Origin of the sequence: Pararhodobacter aggregans (assembly GCF_003075525.1) — a bacterium.
GTDB classification, from domain to species: domain Bacteria; phylum Pseudomonadota; class Alphaproteobacteria; order Rhodobacterales; family Rhodobacteraceae; genus Pararhodobacter; species Pararhodobacter aggregans.
The window spans coordinates 126685-151516 of sequence record NZ_QDDR01000005.1 but is presented as its reverse complement, the minus strand read 5'-3'; the positions used below and the strand labels follow the sequence as shown (position 1 = coordinate 151516).

Here is a 24832-nt window from a genome sequence, read left to right as displayed (position 1 = left end):
AACTCAGTCTTGCTCGATCTGCGCCGCGACAAGTTGCCGCAGCATCTGCTCCTCGGTCAGATCGTCAAGCTGAGGACGGTCCGCCTGGTTGCCCATGCGCATCGCCATGTCGTCGTCTTCCGGCATGTCGACTTCGTTCTGGGTGCGCATCGATTCGATCAGACGCTCGCGCAGCTGGTCGGCGCCCTGAGTCTCGTCGGCGATCTCGCGCAGGGCGACCACCGGGTCCTTGTCGTTGTCGCGATCAATGCTGATCGGCGAACCAGCCCCGATCTCGCGCGCACGATGGGCGGCCAGGATCACCAGCTCGAACCGGTTCGGAACCTTGTCAACGCAATCTTCGACCGTCACGCGGGCCATCAAGAACTCCATCTGCATGGGAGGGGTCAGCCTTTGGCATGTAACGGCATTTGCCGGGCTTGACAAGCGCAGCCCGGCCCGTTTCGGCCACCCTGACCCTCAAATCGGCCTGATCGCAGCGATTTCCGCCGGATCGAGCGCCGCCAGCATCGCCTGAACGCTCTGTCCGGTCAAGGGATGGACCCAGTCCGGCGCCACATCCGCCAGCGGCACCAGGACGAATCCGCGCTCGTGCATCCGGGGATGCGGCAGGATCAGCCGGTCGGGCGCGCGCTTCATCTGCTCGTCCAGCGGCAGCGCCATCCAGTCGCGCAGCGCCGCCTCGTCGGGCAGCACCCGCCCGCCCGAGGCCAGCAGGTCGAGGTCGATCACCCGCTGCCCCCAGCGCTCGCGCCGGACCCGGCCCATCCGCGCCTCGACCCGGTGCAGGACGGCCAGAACCCCCTCGGGTGGCAGCGGACTGTCCACAACCAGAGCGGCATTCACGAAATCCGGCCCCGCGCCCTCGGGAAAGGCGGGGGTGGAAAACAGCCGGCTCAGACGCCGGGTCGCCAAACCTTCTGCCTTGATCTCGGCGACAGCTTGCTTAAGTAGCTCGGCATTGGAGTGTTCCCGCTCCGTCGCGTTGCTGCCGAGCGCCACGAGGTGCAGGTTGCTGTGGACGGTGCGCGTAATTTTGTCCAATCTGGTTCCGGTCGCATATGGTCGCCCGCCAGACCGTGACTCCACCCAGGGGCGGCAGGCCAATCGTGGCGACGCTTATTTCAATGACGCTGCGATTTTGAAAGGAATTGCGATGTTTTACAAGGATGAGCGGCTTGCCCTCTTCATCGACGGGGCGAACCTCTTCGCTGCGGGCAAGGCGCTCGGCTTCGACATCGACTACAAGCTGCTGCGGCAGGAGTTCATGCGCCGCGGCAAGCTGCTGCGCGCCTTCTACTACACCGCGCTGCTGGAGAACGACGATTATTCGCCGATTCGCCCGCTGATCGACTGGCTGAACTACAACGGCTACACGATGGTGACGAAGCCGGCCAAGGAATACACCGATTCCATGGGCCGCCGGAAAGTGAAGGGCAACATGGACATCGAGCTGACGGTCAACGCGATGGAAATCGCGCACCGGCTCGACCACGCCGTGCTCTTCTCGGGCGATGGCGACTTCCGGCCGCTGGTCGAATCGCTGCAGCGGCAGGGGGTGCGCGTCTCGGTCGTCTCGACCATCCGCTCGCAGCCGCCGATGATCGCCGATGAACTGCGCCGTCAGGCCGACAATTTCATCGAGCTGGACGAGCTGCGCGACGTGATCGGCCGCCCGCCGCGCGAACCGCGCCCGGCGCGCGAGGATGTCACGGCCGACGAAGCCAATACGCAGGGCTGATCGCTGCTCGCCACTGTTTCCGCCCTCTCGGGCCTGTTTGCCGCGGCCTTCATCGCGGCAACACTCCTGCCCTTTCAGTCCGAACTGATCTTCGCCGCCTTGCAGGTGGCGGGGACGGCGCCCGTCTGGGCGCTGATCGTCGTGGCCTCGGTCGGCAACACGCTGGGCGCGTTCGTCAATTACTGGCTGGGCTGGAAGCTGGAGACGGCGGGCGGCCACCGCTGGCTGAAGATCCCCGAGGATAAATTCGCCAAGGCCCGCACCTGGTGGGACCGCTGGGGCGTCTGGACGCTGCTGGTCTCGTGGCTGCCGGTCGGCGATCTGACCACGGTGCTGGCCGGCGCCATGCGCACGCCGCTGTGGCTGTTCACCCTGTTCGTGGGCCTCGCCAAGACCGCGCGCTACATCGTTCTGGCCGCGATCACCGCCGGGCTTTTCAGCGGCCTGACCGGCTGAGCAACGCCGCGGTCAGCGCCGCCAGATCCCCGGCCAGTTGCGCGCGGTCCCTGATCCCCTGATGCACGGCGCCGGTATAGGCCATGAGGATCAGCCGCGCCGCCTGCGCCGCCCGTGCGCGGTCCACCCCCATCGCCGCCAGCAATCCCTCCAGATAGGCGCCCCGCGCGCGGTCGGCCTGCGCCTGCGCGGCGGAGGCCTCGGGATCGGTCCGTGCCCAGTCGCGAATCGCCGCCTCGGTCGACAATCCGCCATAAGGCTCCGCCAGATCGCCCGTCGCCAGCTCCAGCAGCCGGTCGAGGCGCCGGGCGGGATCGCTGCCCCCCGCGTCTGCCAAGGCCACGATCCGCGCCGTCGCCTGATCCAGCCAATGCGCCAGCATCCGCGCCTTCAGATCCGGCAGATCCTTGAAATGCCAATAGAAGCTGCCTTTGGACACCCCCAGATCGCGGGCAATCGCCTCGGCCCGGACAGCGCCGATCCCCCCCTGCCCAAGACGGCGAAAGGCGGCGGCGATCCAGTCTTCGGGGCTCAGTCGGTCACGGCTCATTGTCGCACCATACGGCACCGTATTGACAGGGGCAAGCCGAGGCGCCATCCATACGCCACCGTATGCCAATCCCGGAGCCGCCGATGCCTGCCCGTCCCTCTCCCCGCCTGCTGACCGCCGCCGCCCTGCTGATCGCGACCGCCGGCATCCACCTCGCGCTGGGCGGGCCCGGGGTCTATGCCGCGCTGCGTGCCGCCACCGACAACCCGGGGCTGCACCTCTACCTCGCGCTGCTGTGGCATTTCGTGACCGCCTTCTTCCTGCTGGGCGCGCTGGCCACCGGCTGGGCCGCCTTCGCCCCCGCCGCCCGGCGCCAGACCACCGCCTGCGTCGCGGCGCTGCTGCTGGCCATGGGCGCGCTCTTTGGGGGCTTCGGACTGGCTGTGCTGGGCGAGGTCTGGACCGCGCCGCAATGGATCCTCACGCTGGTCATCGGCGCGCTGCTGCTCTGGCCGCCCCGCGCGGGGAGCCCGGCATGAGCCTGCGCCGCCTCCACCGCCTGAACGCTGTCCTGCTGGGCCTCTTCCTGGCGCTGCACCTGACCAACCACGCGGCGCTTCTGGCCGGACAGGCCGCCCATTCCGGCGTGATGGCCGCGCTGCGCCCCCTTTACCGCAACCCGCTGGTGGAGCCGCTGCTGATCGCCCTTTTCGCCGCCCAGATCCTGCTCGGCCTGATGCTCGCCTGGCGCCGGGGCAGGCCGACCACCGGCTGGGCATTGGCGCAACTCGCCTCGGGCCTCACTCTGGCGGTCTTCCTGCTGCAACACATCCCCGCCGTGCTGCTGGCCCGGCCGGCGACCGATACCGACATCGCCTTCGCCGCCGCCACGGTCGAGAGCCTGCCGAAGGCCCTCTATTTCGCGCCTTATTACCTGCTGGCGGTCACCGCGCTCGCCACCCACCTCGCCGCCGCGCTCCGCTTCGCCCGCTGGCCCGCGCCGCCCGGCGTATGGGCCCGGACCCTGCCCGGGATCGGCGCTGCTTTCGGCCTTGTGATCCTTGCCGGGCTGTGGGGCGCCTTCGGCTGAGCCAAGGCGCTGGACCTCGCCCGCCCCAACGCTTACCTCTGGTCCGAACCGGAGTGACGCATGACCAAGCCCCCCCTGACCCTCTATCTCGCCGCGCCGCGCGGCTTTTGCGCCGGTGTCGACCGCGCGATCAAGATCGTCGAGCTGGCGCTGACCAAATGGGGCGCCCCGGTCTATGTCCGCCACGAGATCGTGCATAACAAATACGTCGTCGACAGCCTGCGCGCGCAGGGCGCGGTGTTTGTCGAGGAACTGGACGAATGCCCCGATGACCGCCCGGTCATCTTCTCGGCCCATGGCGTGCCGAAATCCGTGCCCTCGGCCGCGCAGGCCCGCAACATGACCTATGTCGACGCGACCTGTCCGCTGGTGTCCAAGGTCCATATCGAGGCCGAGCGCCACCACGAGGCCGGGCTGCAGATGGTGATGATCGGCCATGCCGGCCACCCCGAGACGGTGGGCACCATGGGCCAGCTGCCCGACGGCGAGGTCCTGCTGGTCGAAACAATCGAGGATGTGGCGGGCATCACCCCCCGCGATCCGGCGAAACTGGCCTTCATCACCCAGACCACCCTCTCGGTCGATGACACGGCGGGCATCGTCGCCGCGCTGCAGGCCCGCTTCCCTTCGATCATCGGCCCCCACAAGGAAGACATCTGCTACGCCACCACCAACCGGCAGGCCGCGGTGAAGCAGATCGCGCCGAAGATCGACGCGCTCTTGGTGATCGGCGCGCCGAACAGCTCCAATTCCAAGCGGTTGGTCGAGGTCGGCCGCGCCGCGGGTTGCGGCTATGCGCAACTGATCCAGCGCGCCGGGGACATCGACTGGCGCGCCCTCGACGGCATCCGCGCCGTGGGCCTGACCGCCGGGGCCTCGGCGCCCGAGACGCTGGTCAACGAGGTCCTCGACGCCTTCGCCGCCCGCTATGACCTGACCACCGAAATCGTCGAAACCGCCGTGGAATCGGTCGAGTTCAAAGTGCCCCGCGTCCTGAGGATCCCCGCATGAGCCCCGAATTCCTGCTGACCGCCTTCATCGTCTGCCTCGCCCCCGGGGTCGGCGTGATCTACACGCTCTCGACCACGCTGGGCCGGGGCCTTGCCGCCGGACTCTGGGCGGTGCTGGGCTGCACGCTGGCCACCATGCTGCACCTCGGCTTCGCCATGGCCGGGCTCGCGGCGGTGCTGCAAACCTCGGCCGTGCTGTTCACCACGATCAAATACGCGGGCGTCGCCTATCTGCTCTGGATGGCCTGGGGCACGCTCAAGGGCGCGGGCGCGCTGCAGATCACCCCCGACACCAGCCGCCACGGCGCCGCCACGCTGGTCCGCCGCGGGATCCTGCTGAACCTGTTCAACCCGAAACTGCCGATGTTCTTCGTGGCCTTCCTGCCGCAATTCATCCCGGCGGGCAGCCCCGATGCCGCCGCCCTGCTGGTCGAACTGGGGCTCGGCTTTGTCGGCCTGACCGCGGGCACCTTCCTGCTCTACGCGCTGGCCGCGGGCTGGCTGCGCCAGCGGATCCTCGAATCCGAACGCGCCATGACCTGGCTCAGGCGCGCCTTCGCCGCCTCTTTCGCCGCGCTGGGTGCCCGCCTGGCGCTCGAACGCGCGTGACCACCGATCCCCGCACCCTGGCGGTCTATGCCGCCGCCGCGACCCGCTACGCCGCGGGCGCGGCCCGGCGGAAGGACATCGACCAGCAGGCCGATCTCGACCGCTTCGCCGCCGCGGCCCCAAAGGGCGCGCGCGTCCTCGACCTCGGCTGCGGCCCGGGCCTGCATGCCGCCGCCCTGCGCGAGCGCGGCCTGACGGTCGAGGCCAGCGATGCCTCGCCCGAGATGGCCGCCCTGGCGTTGCGCGACCACGGGATCGCCGTCCGCGTCGAACCCTTCGAGGCGCTCGATGCCCAGGCCCGCTACCACGGGATCTGGGCCAGTTTCAGCCTGCTCCACGCCCCTCGCGCCGATCTGCCCGCGCTCCTCGCCCGCATCCACCGCGCGCTGGTTCCGGGCGGCGCCTTCACGCTGGGGATGAAGCTGGGCCGGGGCGAGGGCCGTGACGAGCTCGACCGTTTCTTCGCCTATTACACCGAAGCCGACCTGCGCGACCTCCTCGCCGGGGCCGGTTTCACCGTCTCCCACGCGCGGCAGGGGGTGGGCTCCGGCCTTTCCGACCAGCCCGCCAGCTATGTGATCCTGACTGCCCATGCCTGACCTTTACGCCTGGACCGACGGTGCCTGTTCCGGAAACCCCGGCCCCGGGGGCTGGGGCGTGCTGATGCGCGCCATGGAGGGCGCCACCGTGGTGAAGGAGCGCGAGCTGCAGGGCGGCGAGCCGCAGACCACCAACAACCGCATGGAACTGATGGCCGCGATCAGCGCGCTGGAGGCCCTGACGCGCCCCACCACGCTGACCATCACCACCGACAGCGCCTATGTGAAGAACGGCGTGACCCAGTGGATCCATGGCTGGAAGCGCAACGGCTGGAAGACCGCCGACAAGAAGCCGGTGAAGAACGCCGAACTCTGGCAGCGGCTGGACGAGGCGCAGCGCCGCCATACCGTCACCTGGGCCTGGATCAAGGGCCACGCCGGCCACGCCGAGAACGAGCGCGCCGACGAGCTGGCCCGGGCGGGCATGGCGCCCTACAAGCCATGACGCTGCTGCAGGGGCTCGATTACCTCTCGGTCTTCATCTTCGCCCTGACCGGGGCGCTGGTCGCGAGCCGCGCGCAGCTGGACCTCGTGGGCTTCCTGTTCATCGCCTCGCTGACCGCGGTCGGCGGTGGCACGGTGCGCGACCTGCTCCTCAACCGCGAGGCGGTGTTCTGGATCGCCAACCCCTGGTACATCGCCATCGCCTGCTGCGCCGCGGTGCTGGTCTTCTTCACCGCGCACCGGCTGGAGAACCGCCGCCGCGCCATCGACTGGCTGGACGCGGGCGCCTTGGCTGTGGCGGTCCCGGCCGGGGTCGGCGTCGCGCTCAGTCTCGGCCACGGGCCGGGCGTGGTGGTGATGATGGGCATGATGACCGGCGCCTTCGGTGGCCTCATGCGCGATGTGGTCTGCAACGAGGTGCCCCTGGTGCTGCGCCAGGGCGAGCTCTATCTGACGGCCGCCTTCGCGGGGGCGGTGACGGCGCTGCTGGTCCGCTGGGGGATCGGCCCGGCGCCGGTGGCGCTGCTGGCCTGCGCGGCGGTGACCTTCCTGTTGCGGGCGGGGTCCATGCTCTTTGGCTGGAAACTGCCGGTCTACAAATCGCGCCCGCCCAGAAACCGCATCTGAAGGGCTTGACTCGCCGGGCGCCTCTCCCCATTTCGCATTCAAACCCATGAATGCGAGGCCCGTCATGTCGCCAAAGCTCCGCCTCACCTGCCCCGAATGCGGCCAGGCCAACCAATTCCCCCGGGACAAGGCCGGGGCCGCGCCGAAATGCGGCATCTGCGGCCATGCGCTGAACGACGGCAAGGTCGCGCCGGTCGATTTCCGCACGCTCGAGAAGATGGCGAAATCGGACGGCCTGCCGCTGCTGGTCGATTTCTGGGCCCCCTGGTGCGGCCCCTGCCGGGCCATGGCGCCTGAATTCGAGAAGGCGGCCAAGGCGCTCGCCCCCCATGTCCGGCTGGCCAAGATCGACACCCAGTCGCACCCCGACGCCACGGTCCGCTACAACATCCGCGGCATCCCGGCCTTCATCCTCTTCGCCGAGGGGCGCGAGGTCGCCCGCCTTGCCGGCGCCCGCCCGGCCGCCGATGTGGTGCGCTTCGTGCAGGAAAAACTCACCCTGATCGCCTGAGACAGGCACGGGACGTTCCTAAGATTCCCTGAACGCGCCCCACCAGACCCTTGGACTCATTGAAGCACCGAAACGTCCCACGCATGGGACACCCCTGTTCATCTTTGCTCCTCAAATATCCACGGGGATTTTCAAGGGGGGCGTGCCCCCCTTGAAGCAGGGGGCGCGGGGGGCGGCAGCCCCCCGCCCTTTTGCATTCTCCGGGGGCGGCAGCCCCCCGCCTCTCCGCCCGGCCTCAGGCGGCGCTCAGGCCCCGCATCCGCTCGTTGCGCCGCCGCAGCACCTCCAGCGTCGCCAGCAGCAGGATCGACAGTCCGACCATCAGCGTCGCCACCGCCAGAATGGTCGGCGAGATCTGCTCGCGCAGCCCGATGAACATCTGCCAGGGCAGGGTCTTCTGCGCGGCGGAGCCGACGAAGATCACCACCACCACCTCGTCGAACGAGGTGATGAAGGCAAAGAGCGAGCCCGAGATCACGCCCGGCAGGATGAGCGGCAGCTGCACCTTGAAGAAGGTCCTGACCGGCCCGGCCCCCATCGAGGCCGCCGCCCGTGACAGCGAGCGGTCGAAGCCCACCAGAGTCGCCGTCACGGTGATGATGACGAAGGGGATGCCCAGAATCGCATGCGACAGCACCACCCCCCAATAGGTCCCCTGCAGCCCGATGGCCGAGAAGAAGAAATACATCCCCGCCGCCGAGATGATCAGCGGCACGATCATCGGCGAGATCAGCACCGCCATGATCGCCCGCTTGAAGGGCACATGCGATTGCGACAGCCCGATCGCCGCCAGGGTCCCCAGCGAGACCGAGATCAGCGTCGCCATCGGCGCAATGGTCAGCGAATTGCGGGTCGCCAGCTGCCAGTCGGGGTTGGTGAAGAAATCGAGGTAATGCTTCAGCGAGAACCCCTCCGGGTCCAGCGCCAGCATCTCGGGCGTGAAGGTGAAGAAATCCTGCGCGTTGAAGCTCAGCGGAATGATCACCAGGATCGGGAACATCAGGTAGAAGAAGATCAGCCCGCAGATCAAGCGGAAGGCATAGTACCAGATCCGTTGCAGGGGCGAGGCATAGGTCGGAAGCGCCATGTCAGATCACCCCAGCTTCACGTTGTCGATGCCCACGACCTTGTCGTAGACCCAATAGAGCACCAGCACCGCCAGCAAGAGGATCGTACCCAGCGCGCCGACCAGCCCCCAGTTGCCCGAGACATACCATTGGTGCGCGATCCGGTTCGAGATGAACATGCCGGACGGCCCGCCCACCAGTTCGGGGGTGATGTAATAGCCCACGGCCATGATGAAGACGAGGATCGCGCCCGCGCCGATGCCCGGCACCGATTGCGGGAAATAGACCCGCCAGAAGGCCGTCCAGTCGTTGGCCCCCAGCGATTTGGCGGCGCGCACATAGCTGGGCGGAATGGTCTTCATCACCGAATAGAGCGGCAGGATCATGAAGGGCAGCAGGATCTGGGTCATCGCCACGATCACCCCGAACTTGTTGTTGATCATGGTCAGCCGGTTGTCGTCGGCCACGAGGCCGATCCAGACCAGGAACTGGTTCACCACGCCCTGATCCTGCAACAGCACCTTCCAGCTCGAGGTCCGGACCAGGAGCGAGGTCCAGAAGGGCAGCAGCACCAGGATCAGCAGCAGGTTGGCGTGTCGCTCCTTGATATTGGCCAGAAGGAAAGCGACCGGATAGCCCAGGATCAGCGTCATGAAACAGATCAGCCCCGACATCCAGGCCGTCCGCCAGAACAGCATCAGATGCAGCGCCTGATTGTCCGGCACCGCCTCGACATGGCCCGAGACCATCGTGAGGTCCACGGCCGCCAGATAATAGCCGGTGGTATAGGGGCTGGAATAGGCCTTGAGCGAGCGCCAGGTCTCCAGCGCGCCCCAGTCGCGGTGCAGGTCCAGCACGCGCTCGCGGAACGGGCCGTCGGTCTCCAGATCCCAGTCCGGCATCTCGCGCTGGGCGCGGCGCATCATGGTGGTCCAGCCCGCGGCCTCGAAATTCATCCGCCGCGCCAGGTTCAGCGCGGTGCGGTTCTCGATCGCCACCTGCAGGTCGGCGACCAGCGCGCGGAACACCGGCTCGGGCGGCAGTTCGGTCGAATCGACATCCCAGCTTTCCAGCGCGGTGATGGTCTGGGGCAGCGTCTCGACGACGATGTTGTTCTCGACCGAGCGCACCAGCATGGACACGATGGGCATCAGGAAGCCCACGCAGATGAAGATCAGCAAGGGCGCGACCAGCATCAGCGCCCGCAGTTTCTGGCGCCTCAGCGCCCGGCCCAGCTGTCGCTTCAGGGCGCCGCCGGTCAGCTCGGGCGTCGGCGTGTCACTCATCGTCATCTGTCATTCCCTGTCGGTGCCGGTTTCCGTCTTGGCGCGGAAAGCCGGCGTCTGATGCGGAACGGCCGGCCCCGTCAGGGGGCCGGCCGCCAGCCTGTTATTGGGCCAGCCAGGCCTGGAAGCGGGCGTCGATCTCGTCGCGGTAATCCGCCCACCACAGGTAGTTGGTGACGAAGGCGCCGGTCATGTTGGCCGGGTCCGTCGGCATGTGCGGGGCCATTTCGATGCCCAGCGTCTCATGCTGGCCGACCAGCGGCGCCGACGAGGCGCGGGCCGGACCATACGAGATGTACTTGGCCTGATCGGCCAGGCGCTGGGTGTCGGTCGCGAAATAGAGGAAGTCCATCACGCGCTGCAGGCGGTCTTCCGGCAGGCCCGCGGGGACGATCCAGCCATCGATGTCCAGCATCTGATAGCCCCAGGCCATGCCGATTGGCTGGTCCTGCTCGGCGATGGCCGAGAAGAGGCGCCCGTTATAGGACGAGCCCATGAAGATCTCGCCATCGGCCAGCAGCTGGGGGGTTTCGGCGGCGGCCGACCACCAGATGGTCTGGTCCTTGATCGTGTCGAGCATGGCGAAGGCGCGGGTCAGGCCCTCTTCGGTCTCGAGCATGTCGTAGACTTCGTCATAGGGCACGCCGTCGCACAGCAGCGCCCATTCCATGTTCCCGACCGGGCGGCGGTTCAGCGCGCGGCGGCCCGGATAGGTCTCCAGGTCGAAGACGGCGCAGGCATCGGTCGGCGGCTCGACGCCTTCGGGCACCATGTCGGTGCGGTAGCCGAAGGTGGTCGAGAAGACGATCTGCGGGATGAAGCATTCCGAGACCAGCATCGGCCCGAAATCCTCGGTGGCCGAGGTGCCGTCCGGCGCGGGCGCCAGCTGCTCGTCGGCGTTGATCGGCATGGCCAGGCCTTCGTCGCACAGGCGCAGCGAATCGGCGGCCTCCACGTCGACCAGATCCCAGGTGATGTTGCCCGCCTCCTGCATGGCGCGCAGACGCGCCACCGCATCGGCCGAGCTTTCGTCGGTGATGATGTTGATGCCGGGATTGGCGGCCAGATAGGGGGTGAAATAGGCGTTGACCTGCGAGGCCTGATAGGCCCCGCCCCACGACACGATGGTCATGTCCTGCGCGCTGACGGTGGTGGCACCCAGCGCCATGACGCCGGCGGCCCCCATCAGAATCGTTTTCAGTTTCATTATTCAAGACTCCCTGGTCGGTCTGCCCGCTGATTTTGCACGCCGCCCTGCGGGCAAAGACGGCGCGATGGCATGTGTCAGGCGTCGAGCGCCCGGCAATCCTCGGGGCGCCAGCCGATGCGGATCTTGTCGCCCGCCGACAGCCTGCGCTGGTCCTGTGCGTTGCGGTATTTCATGACGAAATCGTCACGCCCCGCGACCCGCAGCCGGAACCGGAAGGTATCGCCCATGTAGATGAATTCGAGCACCTCGGCCTCGACCAGATGGGCGTCGCGCGCCAGCCGGTCAGGGTTCGATTCGACCCGCTCGGGCCGGATCGAGACGCGGGTGCGTTCGCCCGCCTTGCTGACGTTCACCGGCTGCGCGTCGATCAGCGTGCCGTCGTCCAGCCGCACCGTGCACTTATCGCCGTTGATCGTCTCGACCGTGCCGTCGAGCTTGTTGTTCTCACCGATGAACTGGGCAACGAAGCTGTTGGCGGGCCGCTCGTAGAGATCCTCGGGCGGGGCCAGCTGCTGGATGCGCCCGTCGTTGAAGACGGCGACCCGGTCCGACATGGTCAGCGCCTCGGTCTGGTCATGGGTGACATAGACCGTGGTGATCCCGAGGTTATGCGCGAGATTGGTGATCTCGAACTGCATATGCTCGCGCAGCTGCTTGTCCAGCGCGCCCAGCGGTTCGTCCATCAGCACCAGCTCGGGCTCGAAGACCAGCGCCCGGGCCAGCGCGACCCGCTGCTGCTGGCCGCCCGACAGCTGGGCCGGGCGACGGTTGCCGAAGGCGCCCATCTGCACCATGTCCAGCGCCCGCTTGATCTTGGCCTCGCGGTCCGACTTGCCGATGCCGCGCACTTCCAGCGGGAAGGAGAGGTTCTCGGCGATCGTCATATGCGGGAAGAGGGCGTAGTTCTGGAACACCATCCCGATACCGCGCTTGTGCGGCGGGATGTTGTTGATCGGCTTGCCGTCCAGCAGGATCTCTCCATGCGTGGCGGTCTCGAACCCGGCCAGCATCATCAGGCAGGTGGTTTTCCCCGACCCCGACGGGCCCAGCATGGTCAGGAATTCCCCCTTCGGCATGCTGAGGTTCAGATCCTTGACGACAAGAATTTCGCCGTCATAGCTTTTCTGCACGCGATCAAAGACGACGAAACCGTCGGCGCGGGCTTGGGACACGTAGCTTCCCCCTGTTGGGACTTTTGTTTGTTGTTCTTGGGGATCAGTAAAAACACCCCGCCCCCTCATTTCAAGCGAATATCCGCCCGCTTCCGTTCGACAAGGGTCAAACACGACAAATGGAGAGCCATTTGCGTCCTCGGCAGGAGGATCGGCCAGTCTGTGTGGATTTTGCGGGCGTTCCGCCCGGAAGGCCTGCGGTTCCTGCCGCGCAGGCGGGCAGATTTCACGGCGTCCGGCGGTTTTGCGGGCAGGAAAGAGACGCCGCGCGGGCGGTGGCGGCCGAGGGCCATGCCGCCCGCCGGGCGCCGGATAGACAAAAGCCCCTGAGAACAAGAAAGTCTTTGTTCTCAGGGGCTTTGAAATGGTGCGGTCGAGAAGACTCGAACTTCCACGGGGGTTAGCCCACAGCGACCTCAACGCTGCGCGTCTACCAATTCCGCCACGACCGCACTGGATTGGTGGGCTGCATGTAGCCGGTTCAGAAAGGGTTGTGAAGAGGGAAAGCAGCGCCCCGCGCAGCTTTCTGCACGCGCCTTTTGCGCCCCAGCCACAGCAGCGCCAGGATCAGGATCGCCATGACCGGAACGGCAAGCATCGGCGCCAGGTCGAACAGCACCCGGTTCATGGTCCGCCCCGGCCAGAGCGTGAATACCCCTGGCAGGGCCAGGCCGAAAAAATAGAGCCCTTGCATCGTCTTGCGATGCGCCGGGATGTTGCCTGAGATCGCCGCCCGCAGACCGTAGCCCAGCGAGGCGAGGGTCAGGAGCGAGAGCAGATGGATCGGGCCAAAGGGGCCGATCAGCCGAATCGAATGGATCCAGAAACTCGACAGCGCGGCGCAAGCCATGGCGGCGATCCACAGATAGCCCAGCGCCTTGTGCAGCCGGTCGCGGCGGCGCCGGAACAGGGCGACAGGGCCCAGAGTCAGAGCCAGCATCGCGGCGGCGACGTGAAGCTGGACCACCGGCGCGGCGGTCATCAGGGGCGAGAGGTTTAACATCGGGGGGCCTCGTTGTATCTGGGGGCGACGCCCCTGCCCTGCCGCAGCGCCGGCCGGCGCTCCATCGTGCTTACGCCAGTCCCGAGGAACCCTTCGTGAGTGACACCGCCCTGCGCCTCGCGCTTCGTGAAATGCACGGCATTCTGCGCCGCCCCGCGGTCTGGCAGGTCATGGCTGTGGTGGCGGCGGTGCTGGCGGTCTCGGGCCCGTTCGGCACGCTGGCCAGCCTCGGGCTGGGCGCCCGGCTGGCCTATTGGTCGGTGGTCGTGGTGGTGACGGCGACCAGCGGCTGGCTGCTCAGCCTGTGGATCGACGGCGCCTTGCGGCGGCACGGCCTGTCGTCCCTCGGCCGCTGGGCCCTGACCAGCCCGCCGGTCGCGGCGCTGGTGCTGGTCGAGGTCGCGGCGCTGAATGCGCTGGCCTTCGGGATCTCGCCCTTCGCGGCAGAGGAACTGGCCTCGCTGGCAGTCTCGACCGTGCCGGTCGCCCTGCTGGTCACCGGCGCGCTCACCTTCATCCCCCGCCCGCCGCCCGCCGTCGGTGCTGACGACCCGCAGCCCCGGCCACCGCGGCTTCTGTCGCGCCTGCCGCTGGACAAGCGCGGCGCGCTGATCTCGCTGTCGGTGCAGGATCATTACGTCGAGGTCGTGACCAGCCGCGGCCGGGCGCTGCTGCTGCTGCGATTGTCCGATGCCATCGCCGAAGCCGAGGGCTGCGCGGGCCTGCAGGTCCACCGCTCGCATTGGGTGGCCCGCGATCAGGTCCGCGCGGCGCGGCGCGAGGGCGGGCGCGGGGTGCTGACGCTGGCCGACGGGCGCGAGATCCCGGTCAGCCGGACCTACCTGGGGGCCGTGAAAGAGGCCGGGCTCCTCTGAACCCGGCCCCCGATCCCTGGCGGGACGTTACTTGCCCGCGGGCGCGGTCGGCTGCGTGACCGGCGCGGCGGGCTGGGTCGCAGCGGCGGCGGCGGGCTGGGCGCCGGTTGCCATGTCGACGGCGGCCAGGATCAGCCGGTTGCGGTCGGCCGGGCCGGGCTGGAAGGACACCGCCATCCCCTCGGCCACCGGCATGCTGGTGCGATACCATTGCGCCGCCAGATCCGGGCGCTGGGTGGCGCCGATCCCCTGCATCAGGTGATGCGCGGGCAATTCGCCATAGGCCGTCTCGCCCAGCGCGGCCAGGATCAGGGCCGAACCGATGGCGACGGCCAGGTTGTCCGTCGCATAGCCCGAGGACAGGCAGATCCGCGCATTGGTCGCCAGATCCGCGGTGCTCATCCCCGAGGTCAGCACCCATTGCGTCATGCCCGCCAGCACCACCTCACGGCTTTGCAAGGACAGCGCGGCGACCTGCGGCTCCAGCGTGGAGCCGAGGCCCGCGCATTGCGCCGCCACATCCTGCGGCACGACGCCCAGCTGGGCCATCAGCGCCTCGCCATCGGCGATGGCATAGCCGCGCGCCAGACAGAATTGCTCGTTCAGGGTGAAGCCCGGGTCGGTGATGGTGCCCAGCGTCGTGTAGCCGCCATTGGCCGAGGTCACGAGGCCCACGCGGTTGCAATGCGAGGCAAGCGAGGCCTGCTGCGCCCGCCCGCCGGAACCGACGAAATTCGGCATGCCGGTCACCGGCGCGGCGGCGGCGGTCGCCTGCGGCGCGGGTTCGGCCACCGGCGCAGCGGCGGTCAGCGTGCCCGGTTGCTGCGGGCGGCCCAGCATCTCGTCGCGCACCACCAGCAGGAAGCCGCGCAGCCCGTCCGGGTGGCTCTGGCTGACCTGGATCACCTGCGGCCCGCCGAATTGCGCCCGCTGATACGAGGTGACCAGCACCTGCCGCTCGAACTCGGTCAGCTGGCCGGTGATCGGGAAGCCCAGATAGGCCTGATATTGCGAGATCCCGGCGCGGGACTGGCGGCCCAGCACGCCATCCGGCGCGCCGACGTTGAAATAGAAGTGGTTGAGCGCGGTCTGCACCTCGCGCGCCAGCTGCCGGGCGCCGGAATCGACGATCACCGTGCGGGTCTGGGTGCGGGGGCGCTGGCTGCTCTGGATGCCGCCGACGATCAGGCCGCCGATGATGCCCCCGGCGATGGCGTCGCCGATATCGGCGCTGACCCGGCCGGTGGTCCCGGTCATGAGCGCGGCGGCAAGAAGGGTGGAGGTAAGGATCTTCGCGGACTTCTTCGCTGACATGGCTTCTATCCTGTATCCTGATACTGAAAGCGGGCTTTGAGGAATGGCGGTGAAAGGCTAGCCCCTCGGGTGATTCGCGCCAAGCGCGAAGCGCCGGGCCTTATCCTGCGGGCTGGGGCGGGACCGGCAGCGCGACCGGACGGGCGGCACCCTCGCCACCCGCCCTTGCAGGCAGCGCCGCCACGATGGGCAGCGCGGCGAGGGCGGCCAGCAGGATCAGCGTGGCGATCTGGGTCTGGGTGCGGGTCTCGGCGCGCAGGGAGCGGGACATCTCGGCCTCTTTCGGATGCGGGCTTGGTTGACTGTCCCCCTTGGGTCGTTACCTATCGGCCAACGGTTCAAAGAAAGTTCATCGCCATGGAATGGACGGTGCTGCCGGGCCTTCAGCCCTATCCCGAAACGCTGGCCGCGATGGAGGCCCGCGTCGCCGCCATCGCCCGGGGCGAGGCGGACGAGGCCGTCTGGCTGCTGGAGCATCCGCCCCTCTACACCGCCGGAACCTCGGCCCGGGCCGAGGATCTGACCGACCCCGACCGCTTCCCGGTCTTCACCGCCGGGCGCGGCGGGCAATACACCTATCACGGGCCGGGCCAGCGGGTGGCCTATGTCATGCTGGACCTCAACCAGCGGGGGCGCGACGTGCGCTGCTTCGTGCATCGGCTCGAGGATTGGGTGATCCGCACGCTCGGCGAGTTCAACGTGACGGGCGAGCGGCGCGAGGGACGGGTCGGCGTCTGGGTCCAGCGGCCCGAGAAGGCCCCCTACTCCGGCGGCCTGCCGCGCGAGGACAAGATCGCCGCCATCGGCGTGAAGCTGCGCCGCTGGGTCAGCTTCCACGGCATCTCGATCAACGTCGAACCGGATCTCGCGCATTTCACCGGCATCGTGCCCTGCGGCATCCGCGAGCATGGCGTGACCTCGCTGGTGGATCTGGGCCTGCCGGTGACGATGGCCGATCTGGACGTGGCGCTGCGGCGACAGTTCGATGCGGTGTTCGGGGCAGCGACGGCTTGCGGAGGGGGCGCGGTGCGTGCAAGCACGCACCCTACGGACGCCGTGTAGGGTGCGTGCTTGCACGCACCGCCGTCACACCGCCCTGAGCAGCCGCCCCAGCCGCTTCATCCCCTCCTCGATCATCGCCTCGTCGGCGCAGGAGAAGGCCAGCCGGATGGTGTTGCCGTTCGAGCCATCGGCGAAGAAGGCGCGGCCGGGGACGAAGGCCACCCTCTCGGACTTCAGCGACCGCGCCAGCAGATCGGCGCCCTCCATCCCCTCGGGCAGGGTCAGCCAGACGAACATCCCGCCCTCGGGTCTCGTCCAGCGCACGCCCTCGGGCATGTGCCGGGCCAGCGCCGCCAGCATCGCATCGCGCCGCGCGCCGTAGACCCGGCGCAGATTGGCGGTGTGCTCGTCGAAGATGGCGCGGGCCACCTGTTCCGTGGCAATCTGGTTCAGGGTCGGCGAATGCAGGTCGGCGGCCTGTTTCATCAAGACCAGCCGCTGGATCACCGGCGCCGCCGCCACCACCCAGCCGACGCGCAGCCCCGGCGACAGCACCTTGGAGAAAGACCCGGAATAGATCGTGCGGCAGGCATCCAGATCGCCCTTGCGCGCCAGTTCCAGCGCCAGGATCGGCGGCACCGCCTCACCGTCATAGCGCAGGGCCTGATAGGCGGCGTCCTCGATGATCGGGATATCCAGCGCCTCGGCCAGATCGAGCAGCGCCTCGCGGCCCGAGCGGTCCAGCGTCTCGCCGGTCGGATTGGCGAAATCGGCCGAGAGATAGGCGAATTTCACCCGCCCGCCTGCGGCCTCGGCCGCCTCGGCGATGGCCTCGGCCGGGCGGTTGCCCTTGGGGTCGAGCCGGTCGTAGCGCGGCTCATAGGCGTTGAAGGCGCCGAGCGCGCCCATATAGGCGGGCCATGTCACCAGCGCGGTATCGGCGGGGTCGAGGAGCAGCTTGCCCAGATAATCCAGCGCCTGCTGCGAGCCCGAGGTGATCAGCACCTGATCGGCGGCGCAGGGAATGCCGATCGAGGCCATATGCCCGGCGATCCACTCGCGCAGCGGCCTGTACCCCTCGGAGACCGAATATTGCAGCGCGGCACCGGCCATGGGACCGGTCAGTGCCCGGTCCATGGCATCGCGGAAGGCGGCGGCGGGAAAGAGCGCGGGATCGGGGATGCCCCCGGCGAACGAGATGATGTCCGGCTGGTCCAGAAGCTTGAGCAATTCGCGGATTTCCGACGCCTTCATCCGCCCGCTGCGCGTGGCCAGCACCTGTTGCCAATCCATGATGTCCCTCCCGGTCGTGCGGCGCCGACATCAGCGCGCGGCGGGATTTAAGTCAATTATGCTGACCCAATGTTACAGACCCGGCCGCGAAATGTGATCGCCGCCGGGGACCAGCCCGGCGGCGATTCGGCCTGCGGCAATGCGCCGTCCTTGACCTGCGTCAAAATTTTCCGTTCTGCGACAACAGGGACGTTGCCGCCGCGGCGTGACCATTCTAGAACGGGAATAAGTCTCGGCCGCGTGTACCCCACGATTCCGGCCCTGATCGCGTGAGAAAAAAGTTCGTAAGGGAACGGGAGCAACGAATGGCCAACGCAGCCGCCCACGGACACGAAGACCATCGCGGGTTCTTTACCCGCTGGTTCATGTCCACCAACCACAAGGACATCGGCGTCCTTTACCTGTTCACGTCGGCGATCGTCGGGTTCGTCGCGGTGGCCTTCACCGTCTACATGCGCCTGGAGCTGATGGAGCCGGGCGTGCAGTACATGTGCCACGAAGGCTTCATGGCCGCGGATTGCTCGCCCAACGGGCATCTGTGGAACGTGATCGTCACCGCCCATGGCGTGCTGATGATGTTCTTCGTCATCATCCCCGGGCTCTTCGGCGGTTTCGGCAACTATTTCATGCCGCTGCACATCGGTGCGCCGGACATGGCCTTCCCGCGGCTGAACAACCTGTCCTACTGGCTGTACGTTGCCGGTGCCTCGCTCGCCGTGATCTCGGTCTTCGTGCCGGGCGGTGAAGGCGGGCGCGGTTCGGGCGTGGGCTGGGTGCTCTATCCGCCGCTCTCGACCCGCGAGACCGGCTTCTCGATGGATTTCGCGATCTTCGCCGTGCACCTGTCGGGCGCCTCGTCGATCCTCGGCGCGATCAACATCATCACCACCTTCCTCAACATGCGCGCCCCGGGCATGACGCTGCACAAGGTGCCGCTGTTCGCCTGGTCGGTGTTCGTCACCGCCTGGATGATCCTGCTGGCCCTGCCGGTGCTGGCCGGCGCCATCACCATGCTGCTGACCGACCGCAACTTCGGGACGACCTTCTTCGACCCGGCCGGGGGCGGTGACCCGATCCTCTATCAGCACATCCTGTGGTTCTTCGGCCACCCGGAAGTCTACATCATCATCGTTCCGGGCTTCGGCATCGTCAGCCACGTGATCGCCACCTTCTCGCGCAAACCGATCTTCGGCTACCTGCCGATGGTCTACGCGATGGTTGCCATCGCCGCGCTGGGCTTCGTCGTCTGGGCGCACCACATGTACACCGTCGGCCTGTCGCTGACCCAGCAGACCTATTTCATGCTGGCCACCATGACGATCGCCGTGCCCACGGGCGTGAAGATCTTCTCGTGGATCGCCACCATGTGGCGCGGCTCGCTGTCGTTCGAGACGCCGATGCTCTGGGCTTTCGGCTTCCTGTTCCTGTTCACCGTGGGCGGCGTGACCGGCATCGTGCTGTCGCAGGCGCCCGTCGACCGGATCTATCACGACACCTATTTCGTCGTGGCGCACTTCCACTACGTGATGTCGCTGGGGGCGGTCTTTGCGCTCTTTGCCGGGATCTATTACTGGATCGGCAAGATGTCGGGCCGGCAATACCCGGAATGGGCCGGTAAACTGCACTTCTGGACCATGTTCATCGGTGCCAACCTGACCTTCTTCCCGCAGCACTTCCTGGGCCGTCAGGGCATGCCGCGCCGCTACATCGACTACCCGGAAGCCTTCGCCATGTGGAACTTCTGGTCGTCGATCGGCGCCTTCCTGTCCTTCGCCTCGTTCCTGTTCTTCATCGGCGTGATGTATTACACGCTGCGTCACGGCAAGCGCGTGACCGAGAACAACTACTGGAACGAGCACGCCGACACGCTGGAATGGACCCTGCCCTGCCCGCCGCCGGAGCACACCTTCGAGCAGCTGCCGAAGCGTGAGGACTGGGACCACTCGCGCGCCCACTGAGCCCGCGATACCCTTGAAGGCCCCGGTGCAAACCGGGGCCTTTTTCATGGCCGGACGGGGCACGGGCCCCCTCCTGCCCTGCCCGAGCCCTGTTCGCGCCGGGGCGGGCGCCTATCTCTGCCGGGGACGAGCAACAGGGGACGAGAGACGATGCTGACGATCTGGGGACGCAAGGATTCCTCCAACGTGCAGGTGGTCATGTGGGCGGTGGCCGAGCTGGGCCTGCCCCATATCCGCCACGACGTGGGCCACCGCTTCGGCGGCACCGACACGCCCGAGTTCATCGCCATGAACCCCAACCGGCTGGTGCCGGTGCTGAAGGACGGCGATTCGATCCCCTTGTGGGAATCGGGGGCGATCCTGCGCTACCTCGCCAACCGCTATGCGCCGGAAAGCTTCTGGCCCGCCGATCCGCTGGCCCGGGCCGATACCGACCGCTGGGCGGAATGGGCCAAGATCAACGTCTCGCTGGTCTTCAGCGGCTCGGTCTTCTTCCCGATGATGTTCCACAAGCCCGAGGTGCGGAACATGGCCGCGGTCGAGACCGCGATGAAGACCCTGACCCAGCGCTTCCGGGTCGCCGAGGCGCGGCTCGAACGCCATCCCTACATGATGGGTGCGGATCTGACGCTGGCTGACCTGCATTTCGGCAACCTGCTCTATCGCTATTTCACGCTGGACGGGATCACCCCCGACGCGCCACCCGCCGTGCGCGCCTATTACGACCGGCTCTGCGCCCGCCCGGCCTATGCCGAACACGTCATGGTCCCCTATGACGCGCTCCGGCCCGCCGCCTGATGCCCTATACGCTGACCCGCATTGACGAGACCCACGCCGAACTGCGCGCCTGGCCGCATAACGCGCTGAACCCGCGCGGCTTCGTCATGGTCATCGCCATGGGGGCGGCGACCATGGCCATGCCGCTGATCGCGGTGCTGGGCTCGCGGGTGCTCTGGGGGCTGCTGCCCTTCGCCGGGCTGGCGCTCTGGGGGCTGTGGTACGGGCTCGACCGGAACTGGAAGGACCGGGCGATCCTGGAGGAGATGGTGCTGGACCGCCAGGCGGTGCACCTGGTACGGACCAACCCGCGCGGGCCGCAGCAGGAATGGCGGGCCGATCCGCATTGGGTCAGCCTGCGCCTGCTGCCGCGGGGCGGCCCGGTCGAGAATTACCTGATCTTGGCGGGAGGCGGGCGCGAGGTCGAGCTTGGCGCCTTTCTCACCCCCGGCGAGCGGGTCCAGCTGCATGACGAGCTGGCACCGCTGCTGATGCGGCTGAAAAGCTACGCCTGAGGCGACTCAGGCGCCGCCGCTGAGCCGTGCCTTGACCACCGGGCCGATGGCGCCGAAATCCATCTGGCCGGTATACTTGGCCTTCAGCGCATTCATCACCCGGCCCATGTCGCGAATCGAATTGGCCTCCAGCTCGGTGATCGCCTCGGCGACGGCCGCCTCGACCTCCTCGTCGGACAGCTGGCGCGGCAGGTAATCCTCGATCACCGCGATCTCGGCCAGCTCGCGCTCGACCAGTTCCAGCCGCCCGCCCTCTTCATAGGCGCGGGCGCTTTCCTGACGCTGCTTGACCATGCGCGACAGGACGCTGGTGATTTCGCCCTCGGACATCTCGCGGTCCTCGCCCTGCCCCCTCAAGGCGATGTCGCGGTCCTTGATGGCGGCGTTGATCAGCCTGAGCGTGGAAAGCCGCAGCTGATCCTTGGCTTTCATGGCCGTCTTGAGGTCCTCGGAGATCCGGGTGCGCAGGGGCATCGGGGGGTCCTGTGATGGTGCAAAGGTCGCCCACCATACCCCCGGGCCGATGCAAGGGCAACGTCCTCGCCCGCCGCCCCGCAGGCCCGAAAATCCCCCGTCAGCGGCCCTTGACACCGCCCGCCGAATGCCGCATCTAGCGCCGCGTGGGGGCTGTAGCTCAGATGGGAGAGCGCGTCGTTCGCAATGACGAGGTCAGGGGTTCGATCCCCCTCAGCTCCACCACCAATTCATCCATCAAGAACAAGACCTGAGCAAGAATACGCCCGCAACAAGGTGGGTCGTTTTGTTGTCTTTTGCTTACGTTTTGTGACCGCACGTGACCGCATGCGTGCTCCCAGTGACATTCCGGGAGCAATCTTGGGCCAATTGCACCTCGGGGAGCAGCTTTCCTGCACCTCGGGGAGCAGCTGAATTGATGCTTCAATGAGGCCAGATCCAGTCGCTCCCGTATCGACGGCCGGCACGAACAGCCAAGAATTCACAAATTACTTCAGTCACTTCGGGTGACATGGAACCAAAATCCCGTTTGCTTCAAACTATCTGAACCGCTTGAAGCCAAGCTTCTGTTCAGACCTCAAGGCCCGGAATGACGAGCTCCCCTAGAACCCCATGTGACGTGCGACCCATGAAAGGTCGCAATTGTCAAGAGAAAATGGCTCCAGCGAGCTGACTCCAACAAAGTTTTATGAGCATTCGAACTTCGGACTTCGACGACCGGTCTGCCTCAAACGCGCGGCTTGAAGCCCAAGTCTCCGTGGGACATTTGTTGCCTTCCCAAACCGCCTGTGATGCCGCTGTCCAACGGGGGAGAAGACGGCGGCCAAACCACCGTGACCGGCGGTTTGGGTGGCTACGAGTACTTCTCTCCCGACGAAGTGGTGAGCCAAGTCGAGAACCAGATCGGGGCGCAGGGCATGCGCATCGACAGGGAGCTTTTCGGCAGGTTCGAAGACGCCGCTCGCGCCGACGCAACGCTGGCCGAGCTTGTCGCCACCCAGAAGTGGGAAGCCGCGACCCGTCACGTCATCGACGAACTTTTCGACAAGCCCAGCGAGTTCTACACCTTGGAGAAGCTGCGCAACGCAGCTGGCCCGGCTCGATGCCGCCTTCGAGGCCGAGCGCAGCTTTGCCGCCAATGCCGCGCATGAATTGCGCACGCCGCTGGCCGGGGCCATCGCCCAGATCCAGCGCCTGAAACAGGAGACGCAGGAAGCCCCGGTCATGGCCCGCGCCGCGGCCATCGAAGAGACGCTGAAACGCCTGACCCGTCTGTCCGAGCGGCTGTTGCAGCTGGCCCGGGCCGAGGGCGGCAAGCTGCGCGCCGATCAGCCGGGGGATCTGCGGCCGGTGGCGCGGCTTCTGGTCGACGATCTGGGCCGCGCAGCGCCGGGTCGGTTGCTGCTGTCGCTGCCCGAAGGGCCGGTGCTGTCCACGCTTGACCCCGACGCCTTCGGGATCGTGCTGCGCAACCTGATCGACAACGCGCTCCGCCATGGCACGCCCGGCGCCCCGGTGCAGGTCATCCTGACCGAGGGGGCCGAGCTGAGCGTCGCCAACCCCGGCCCGGTCGTGGCGCCCGAGGTGCTGGCCCGCCTCACCGACCGCTTCGCCCGCGCTTCCTCCGGCGACGGCAGTGGCCTCGGCCTCGCCATCGTCGCCGCCATCGCCGGGCGGATCGGCGGCGGTCTGACCCTCGCCTCCCCCCGCCCCGGGCTCGCGGACGGGTTCGAGGCGCGGATCACTCTGTCCGGCTGAGGCCCCCCAACGCAAAAGGCGGCCCGCCAAGGGGCCGCCTTTCGGGGTCGGGACCGGAGGGTGTCAGCCCTCGGTCTTGTTGGTCTTGGCGTAATAGGGGACCGGGGCGATGGTGGCGCGGATCTCGGTCAGCTCATGCGCCTCGACCGTGCGGCGGCGGCTGTCGGGCTCGCCCCAGAGCAACGTCACCTCCTTGCCGATCTCGCAATGCTCCAGATCCATCAGCGCCGTCGACAGCATGGCGCCCGCGTTGGACGAATAGCTCATCCAGTTCGACACGCCCGCGGGCTTGCCGCCTGCCAGCACCTGATCGGCCTGGAACGAGGAATACATCGGCACCGGCAGCGAGATGAACTTCGCGCGCGGCCCGTCATTCCTGAGCGAGTTCTGCAGCACCCGGAACACGTCGTCATTGTTCCAGATCAGCGTCATCTTGCGGCGCTTCTGGTTCTGCTTCTTCTCGACCAGCGCGTCGCGGCCGATGAAGTCGTGGTTGAGGTTCACCAGCGTGCCGTAACCCACTTCAAAGGGCTCGACATAATAATCCTCGATCCGGTCGGACATGAAGCTGCCGCCGAGCGAGCCTGCCGCCTCGAAGCTCTGCGCGGGGATCCAGCGGCGGTAATCCGCCATCGTCTCGCCCTCGTAGATCGCGGGCAGGGGCCGCGGCATCCAGCCCGATTCCTGCGCGGCGGTGCCATAGGTCACCGAACCGGCCTTGCGCAGGTCGTACTTTTCGCCGACGCGCTCGACCGCCTCGCGCACCGCCTGCTGGTCTTCCCAGGGGCCGTAAAGCTCGAACCCCGGGGTGCTGGCCATGCCGTGACGCACCGCGCGCACGTCGCAACCGGCGATCCTGAAGGCGCCCATGTGGAAGAACTTGATCTCGGGCAGCGTGCCGCCGGTCACTTCCTGCATCAGGGCCAGCGCATTCGGACCCTGCAACTGGAAGCGGTAGACATCGCGCCGCGCGCGGGGGCGGATGAAGTTCTCGTCGCGGGTGACGGTGACGTTGAGGGACGTCTTGGTGGCGTTGTATTCGACCCAGTTGGCCGCGGTGGGCGGGCCGACCACGCGCATGAAATCGGCCTCTTCGCGGAACAGCACCGCGTCCGAGATCATCCTGCCATCCGGCCCGCACATGACGATCTGCTTGGCGCGCATCACGTCGAAATTGTCGGCCCGGTTGGTCATCAGCCCTGCCATGAAGGCCAGCGCATCGGCGCCGCGCACATGCACTTCGGTCATGTGGTAGCTCTGTTCGAGCATCGCCACGCTGTGCGTCCAGGCGCGCTGTTCATCGCGCCAGTTGGTGAATTCGGGCGGGATGCCCGGGAAGATCGTCGTGCCCAGCTGCGAACTGCGCAGCAGGTTGATCGGCCCGCCGGCCGCGTCCAGCGCGTCCTGCAGGGTCGTGGGGGCAAGGCTGTGGGGTTTGTTCATCAGGTCCTCCCGATCTGGTCTGTCGTATCGCCAGTCTTTTCGCATTGCGAAAATTCTTGCTTATTACGAAAATAGCGTGTAAGAATCTCGGGCGTCAAGCCTGATTCC

At 67.3% G+C, this 24832-nt stretch carries 30 protein-coding genes and 2 tRNA genes; 18 read left to right on the top strand and 14 right to left on the bottom strand.

Features of this window, described 5'->3' with window-relative positions:
- Window positions 1-3: 3 nt before the first annotated feature.
- A complete protein-coding gene (rpoZ, locus tag DDE23_RS11325; protein ID WP_107753816.1) occupies window positions 4-360 on the bottom strand; it encodes a DNA-directed RNA polymerase subunit omega in 357 nt (118 codons plus the stop codon).
- Window positions 361-459: 99 nt separating this feature from the next.
- Window positions 460-1044, bottom strand: a complete 585-nt coding sequence (gene folK / locus DDE23_RS11320) for a 2-amino-4-hydroxy-6-hydroxymethyldihydropteridine diphosphokinase (RefSeq protein WP_238149963.1) — start codon at window positions 1042-1044, stop codon at window positions 460-462.
- Between the two features lie 112 nt (window positions 1045-1156).
- On the opposite strand from folK, the gene DDE23_RS11315 reads away from it, so the two are divergent.
- On the top strand, window positions 1157-1741 hold the full coding sequence (locus DDE23_RS11315) for a LabA-like NYN domain-containing protein (RefSeq protein WP_107753782.1): 585 nt from the start codon (window positions 1157-1159) through the stop codon (window positions 1739-1741).
- A 105-nt stretch (window positions 1742-1846) separates the two neighbouring features.
- A complete protein-coding gene (locus DDE23_RS11310) occupies window positions 1847-2197 on the top strand; it encodes a YqaA family protein (RefSeq protein ID WP_337589834.1) in 351 nt (116 codons plus the stop codon).
- On the opposite strand, the gene DDE23_RS11305 is transcribed toward DDE23_RS11310, so the two are convergent.
- Window positions 2178-2747, bottom strand: a complete 570-nt coding sequence (locus tag DDE23_RS11305; protein WP_170121885.1) for a TetR/AcrR family transcriptional regulator — start codon at window positions 2745-2747, stop codon at window positions 2178-2180. The genes DDE23_RS11310 and DDE23_RS11305 overlap by 20 nt on opposite strands.
- A gap of 83 nt (window positions 2748-2830) precedes the next feature.
- Here DDE23_RS11305 and DDE23_RS11300 point away from each other — a divergent pair, with 83 nt between their 5' ends.
- The 8 genes from DDE23_RS11300 (at window position 2831) to trxC (ending at window position 7577) form a co-directional block, all read left to right on the top strand.
- Window positions 2831-3226 carry a hypothetical protein gene (locus DDE23_RS11300; RefSeq protein ID WP_107753776.1) on the top strand — a complete coding sequence of 132 codons (396 nt, stop codon included), beginning with the start codon at window positions 2831-2833 and terminating at the stop codon, window positions 3224-3226.
- Window positions 3223-3777, top strand: coding sequence for a hypothetical protein (locus DDE23_RS11295; RefSeq protein WP_107753774.1), 555 nt, complete (start codon window positions 3223-3225; stop codon window positions 3775-3777). The genes DDE23_RS11300 and DDE23_RS11295 overlap by 4 nt, the downstream gene beginning before the upstream one ends.
- A gap of 60 nt (window positions 3778-3837) precedes the next feature.
- Window positions 3838-4788 (top strand): 4-hydroxy-3-methylbut-2-enyl diphosphate reductase, encoded by a 951-nt coding sequence (ispH, locus tag DDE23_RS11290; RefSeq protein ID WP_107753772.1) that lies wholly within the window; start codon window positions 3838-3840, stop codon window positions 4786-4788.
- Complete coding sequence (locus tag DDE23_RS11285; RefSeq protein ID WP_107753770.1) at window positions 4785-5396, top strand: LysE family translocator; 612 nt, start codon at window positions 4785-4787, stop codon at window positions 5394-5396. Before ispH ends, DDE23_RS11285 begins: the two co-directional genes overlap by 4 nt.
- Entirely contained in the window at window positions 5393-5995 is a 603-nt protein-coding gene (locus DDE23_RS11280; RefSeq protein WP_107753768.1) for a class I SAM-dependent DNA methyltransferase, read from the top strand. Before DDE23_RS11285 ends, DDE23_RS11280 begins: the two co-directional genes overlap by 4 nt.
- Complete coding sequence (rnhA, locus tag DDE23_RS11275) at window positions 5988-6440, top strand: ribonuclease HI (RefSeq protein ID WP_107753766.1); 453 nt, start codon at window positions 5988-5990, stop codon at window positions 6438-6440. Before DDE23_RS11280 ends, rnhA begins: the two co-directional genes overlap by 8 nt.
- Window positions 6437-7066, top strand: coding sequence for a trimeric intracellular cation channel family protein (locus DDE23_RS11270; RefSeq protein ID WP_107753764.1), 630 nt, complete (start codon window positions 6437-6439; stop codon window positions 7064-7066). The genes rnhA and DDE23_RS11270 overlap by 4 nt, the downstream gene beginning before the upstream one ends.
- 64 nt (window positions 7067-7130) lie before the next feature.
- Window positions 7131-7577 (top strand): thioredoxin TrxC, encoded by a 447-nt coding sequence (gene trxC / locus DDE23_RS11265; RefSeq protein ID WP_107753762.1) that lies wholly within the window; start codon window positions 7131-7133, stop codon window positions 7575-7577.
- 235 nt (window positions 7578-7812) lie between these two features.
- Here trxC and DDE23_RS11260 read toward each other — a convergent pair whose 3' ends face one another.
- From DDE23_RS11260 to DDE23_RS11235, 6 genes are all read right to left on the bottom strand, one after another.
- Complete coding sequence (locus DDE23_RS11260; protein WP_107753760.1) at window positions 7813-8664, bottom strand: ABC transporter permease; 852 nt, start codon at window positions 8662-8664, stop codon at window positions 7813-7815.
- A gap of 6 nt (window positions 8665-8670) precedes the next feature.
- Window positions 8671-9930, bottom strand: coding sequence for an ABC transporter permease (locus DDE23_RS11255; protein ID WP_202863256.1), 1260 nt, complete (start codon window positions 9928-9930; stop codon window positions 8671-8673).
- Between the two features lie 103 nt (window positions 9931-10033).
- On the bottom strand, window positions 10034-11137 hold the full coding sequence (locus DDE23_RS11250) for an extracellular solute-binding protein (RefSeq protein WP_107753756.1): 1104 nt from the start codon (window positions 11135-11137) through the stop codon (window positions 10034-10036).
- A 77-nt stretch (window positions 11138-11214) separates the two neighbouring features.
- Window positions 11215-12312, bottom strand: coding sequence for an ABC transporter ATP-binding protein (locus DDE23_RS11245; RefSeq protein WP_238149962.1), 1098 nt, complete (start codon window positions 12310-12312; stop codon window positions 11215-11217).
- A gap of 365 nt (window positions 12313-12677) precedes the next feature.
- Window positions 12678-12764, bottom strand: a tRNA-Leu gene (locus tag DDE23_RS11240).
- Between the two features lie 29 nt (window positions 12765-12793).
- Window positions 12794-13315 carry a DUF2306 domain-containing protein gene (locus DDE23_RS11235; protein WP_107753752.1) on the bottom strand — a complete coding sequence of 174 codons (522 nt, stop codon included), beginning with the start codon at window positions 13313-13315 and terminating at the stop codon, window positions 12794-12796.
- Between the two features lie 95 nt (window positions 13316-13410).
- Between DDE23_RS11235 and DDE23_RS11230 the strand changes: the two genes are divergently transcribed.
- Window positions 13411-14190: a LytTR family DNA-binding domain-containing protein gene (locus DDE23_RS11230; protein WP_107753750.1), complete on the top strand. Its 780-nt coding sequence runs from the start codon at window positions 13411-13413 to the stop codon at window positions 14188-14190.
- A gap of 27 nt (window positions 14191-14217) precedes the next feature.
- Here the strand turns inward: DDE23_RS11230 and DDE23_RS11225 are convergent, their stop codons facing one another.
- Window positions 14218-15504, bottom strand: a complete 1287-nt coding sequence (locus DDE23_RS11225) for a peptidoglycan-binding domain-containing protein (protein ID WP_107753748.1) — start codon at window positions 15502-15504, stop codon at window positions 14218-14220.
- A gap of 100 nt (window positions 15505-15604) precedes the next feature.
- A complete protein-coding gene (locus tag DDE23_RS25055; RefSeq protein WP_157958010.1) occupies window positions 15605-15775 on the bottom strand; it encodes a hypothetical protein in 171 nt (56 codons plus the stop codon).
- Window positions 15776-15855: 80 nt separating this feature from the next.
- Here DDE23_RS25055 and lipB point away from each other — a divergent pair, with 80 nt between their 5' ends.
- Window positions 15856-16566 (top strand): lipoyl(octanoyl) transferase LipB, encoded by a 711-nt coding sequence (gene lipB, locus DDE23_RS11220; protein WP_272947878.1) that lies wholly within the window; start codon window positions 15856-15858, stop codon window positions 16564-16566.
- A gap of 24 nt (window positions 16567-16590) precedes the next feature.
- Here the strand turns inward: lipB and DDE23_RS11215 are convergent, their stop codons facing one another.
- Window positions 16591-17799: an aminotransferase-like domain-containing protein gene (locus DDE23_RS11215; RefSeq protein WP_202863249.1), complete on the bottom strand. Its 1209-nt coding sequence runs from the start codon at window positions 17797-17799 to the stop codon at window positions 16591-16593.
- A 305-nt stretch (window positions 17800-18104) separates the two neighbouring features.
- On the opposite strand from DDE23_RS11215, the gene ctaD reads away from it, so the two are divergent.
- From ctaD to DDE23_RS11200, 3 genes are all read left to right on the top strand, one after another.
- Entirely contained in the window at window positions 18105-19757 is a 1653-nt protein-coding gene (ctaD, locus tag DDE23_RS11210) for a cytochrome c oxidase subunit I (RefSeq protein ID WP_107753742.1), read from the top strand.
- Window positions 19758-19907: 150 nt separating this feature from the next.
- Window positions 19908-20555 carry a glutathione S-transferase family protein gene (locus DDE23_RS11205; RefSeq protein WP_107753741.1) on the top strand — a complete coding sequence of 216 codons (648 nt, stop codon included), beginning with the start codon at window positions 19908-19910 and terminating at the stop codon, window positions 20553-20555.
- Window positions 20555-21049: a DUF2244 domain-containing protein gene (locus DDE23_RS11200; protein ID WP_107753739.1), complete on the top strand. Its 495-nt coding sequence runs from the start codon at window positions 20555-20557 to the stop codon at window positions 21047-21049. Before DDE23_RS11205 ends, DDE23_RS11200 begins: the two co-directional genes overlap by 1 nt.
- 6 nt (window positions 21050-21055) lie before the next feature.
- On the opposite strand, the gene DDE23_RS11195 is transcribed toward DDE23_RS11200, so the two are convergent.
- On the bottom strand, window positions 21056-21523 hold the full coding sequence (locus DDE23_RS11195) for a GatB/YqeY domain-containing protein (RefSeq protein WP_107753737.1): 468 nt from the start codon (window positions 21521-21523) through the stop codon (window positions 21056-21058).
- 149 nt (window positions 21524-21672) lie between these two features.
- Here DDE23_RS11195 and DDE23_RS11190 point away from each other — a divergent pair.
- The 3 genes from DDE23_RS11190 (at window position 21673) to DDE23_RS11185 (ending at window position 23281) form a co-directional block, all read left to right on the top strand.
- Window positions 21673-21748 (top strand) — tRNA-Ala (locus DDE23_RS11190).
- Between the two features lie 566 nt (window positions 21749-22314).
- Window positions 22315-22674 carry a hypothetical protein gene (locus tag DDE23_RS25545; RefSeq protein WP_238149968.1) on the top strand — a complete coding sequence of 120 codons (360 nt, stop codon included), beginning with the start codon at window positions 22315-22317 and terminating at the stop codon, window positions 22672-22674.
- A gap of 1 nt (window position 22675) precedes the next feature.
- The gene (locus DDE23_RS11185) at window positions 22676-23281 is read left to right on the top strand and encodes a sensor histidine kinase (RefSeq protein ID WP_420330163.1); all 606 of its coding nucleotides are present in this window, start codon (window positions 22676-22678) and stop codon (window positions 23279-23281) included.
- 63 nt (window positions 23282-23344) lie between these two features.
- Here the strand turns inward: DDE23_RS11185 and DDE23_RS11180 are convergent, their stop codons facing one another.
- Complete coding sequence (locus DDE23_RS11180; protein ID WP_107753733.1) at window positions 23345-24724, bottom strand: aminomethyltransferase family protein; 1380 nt, start codon at window positions 24722-24724, stop codon at window positions 23345-23347.
- Window positions 24725-24832 lie beyond the last annotated feature (108 nt).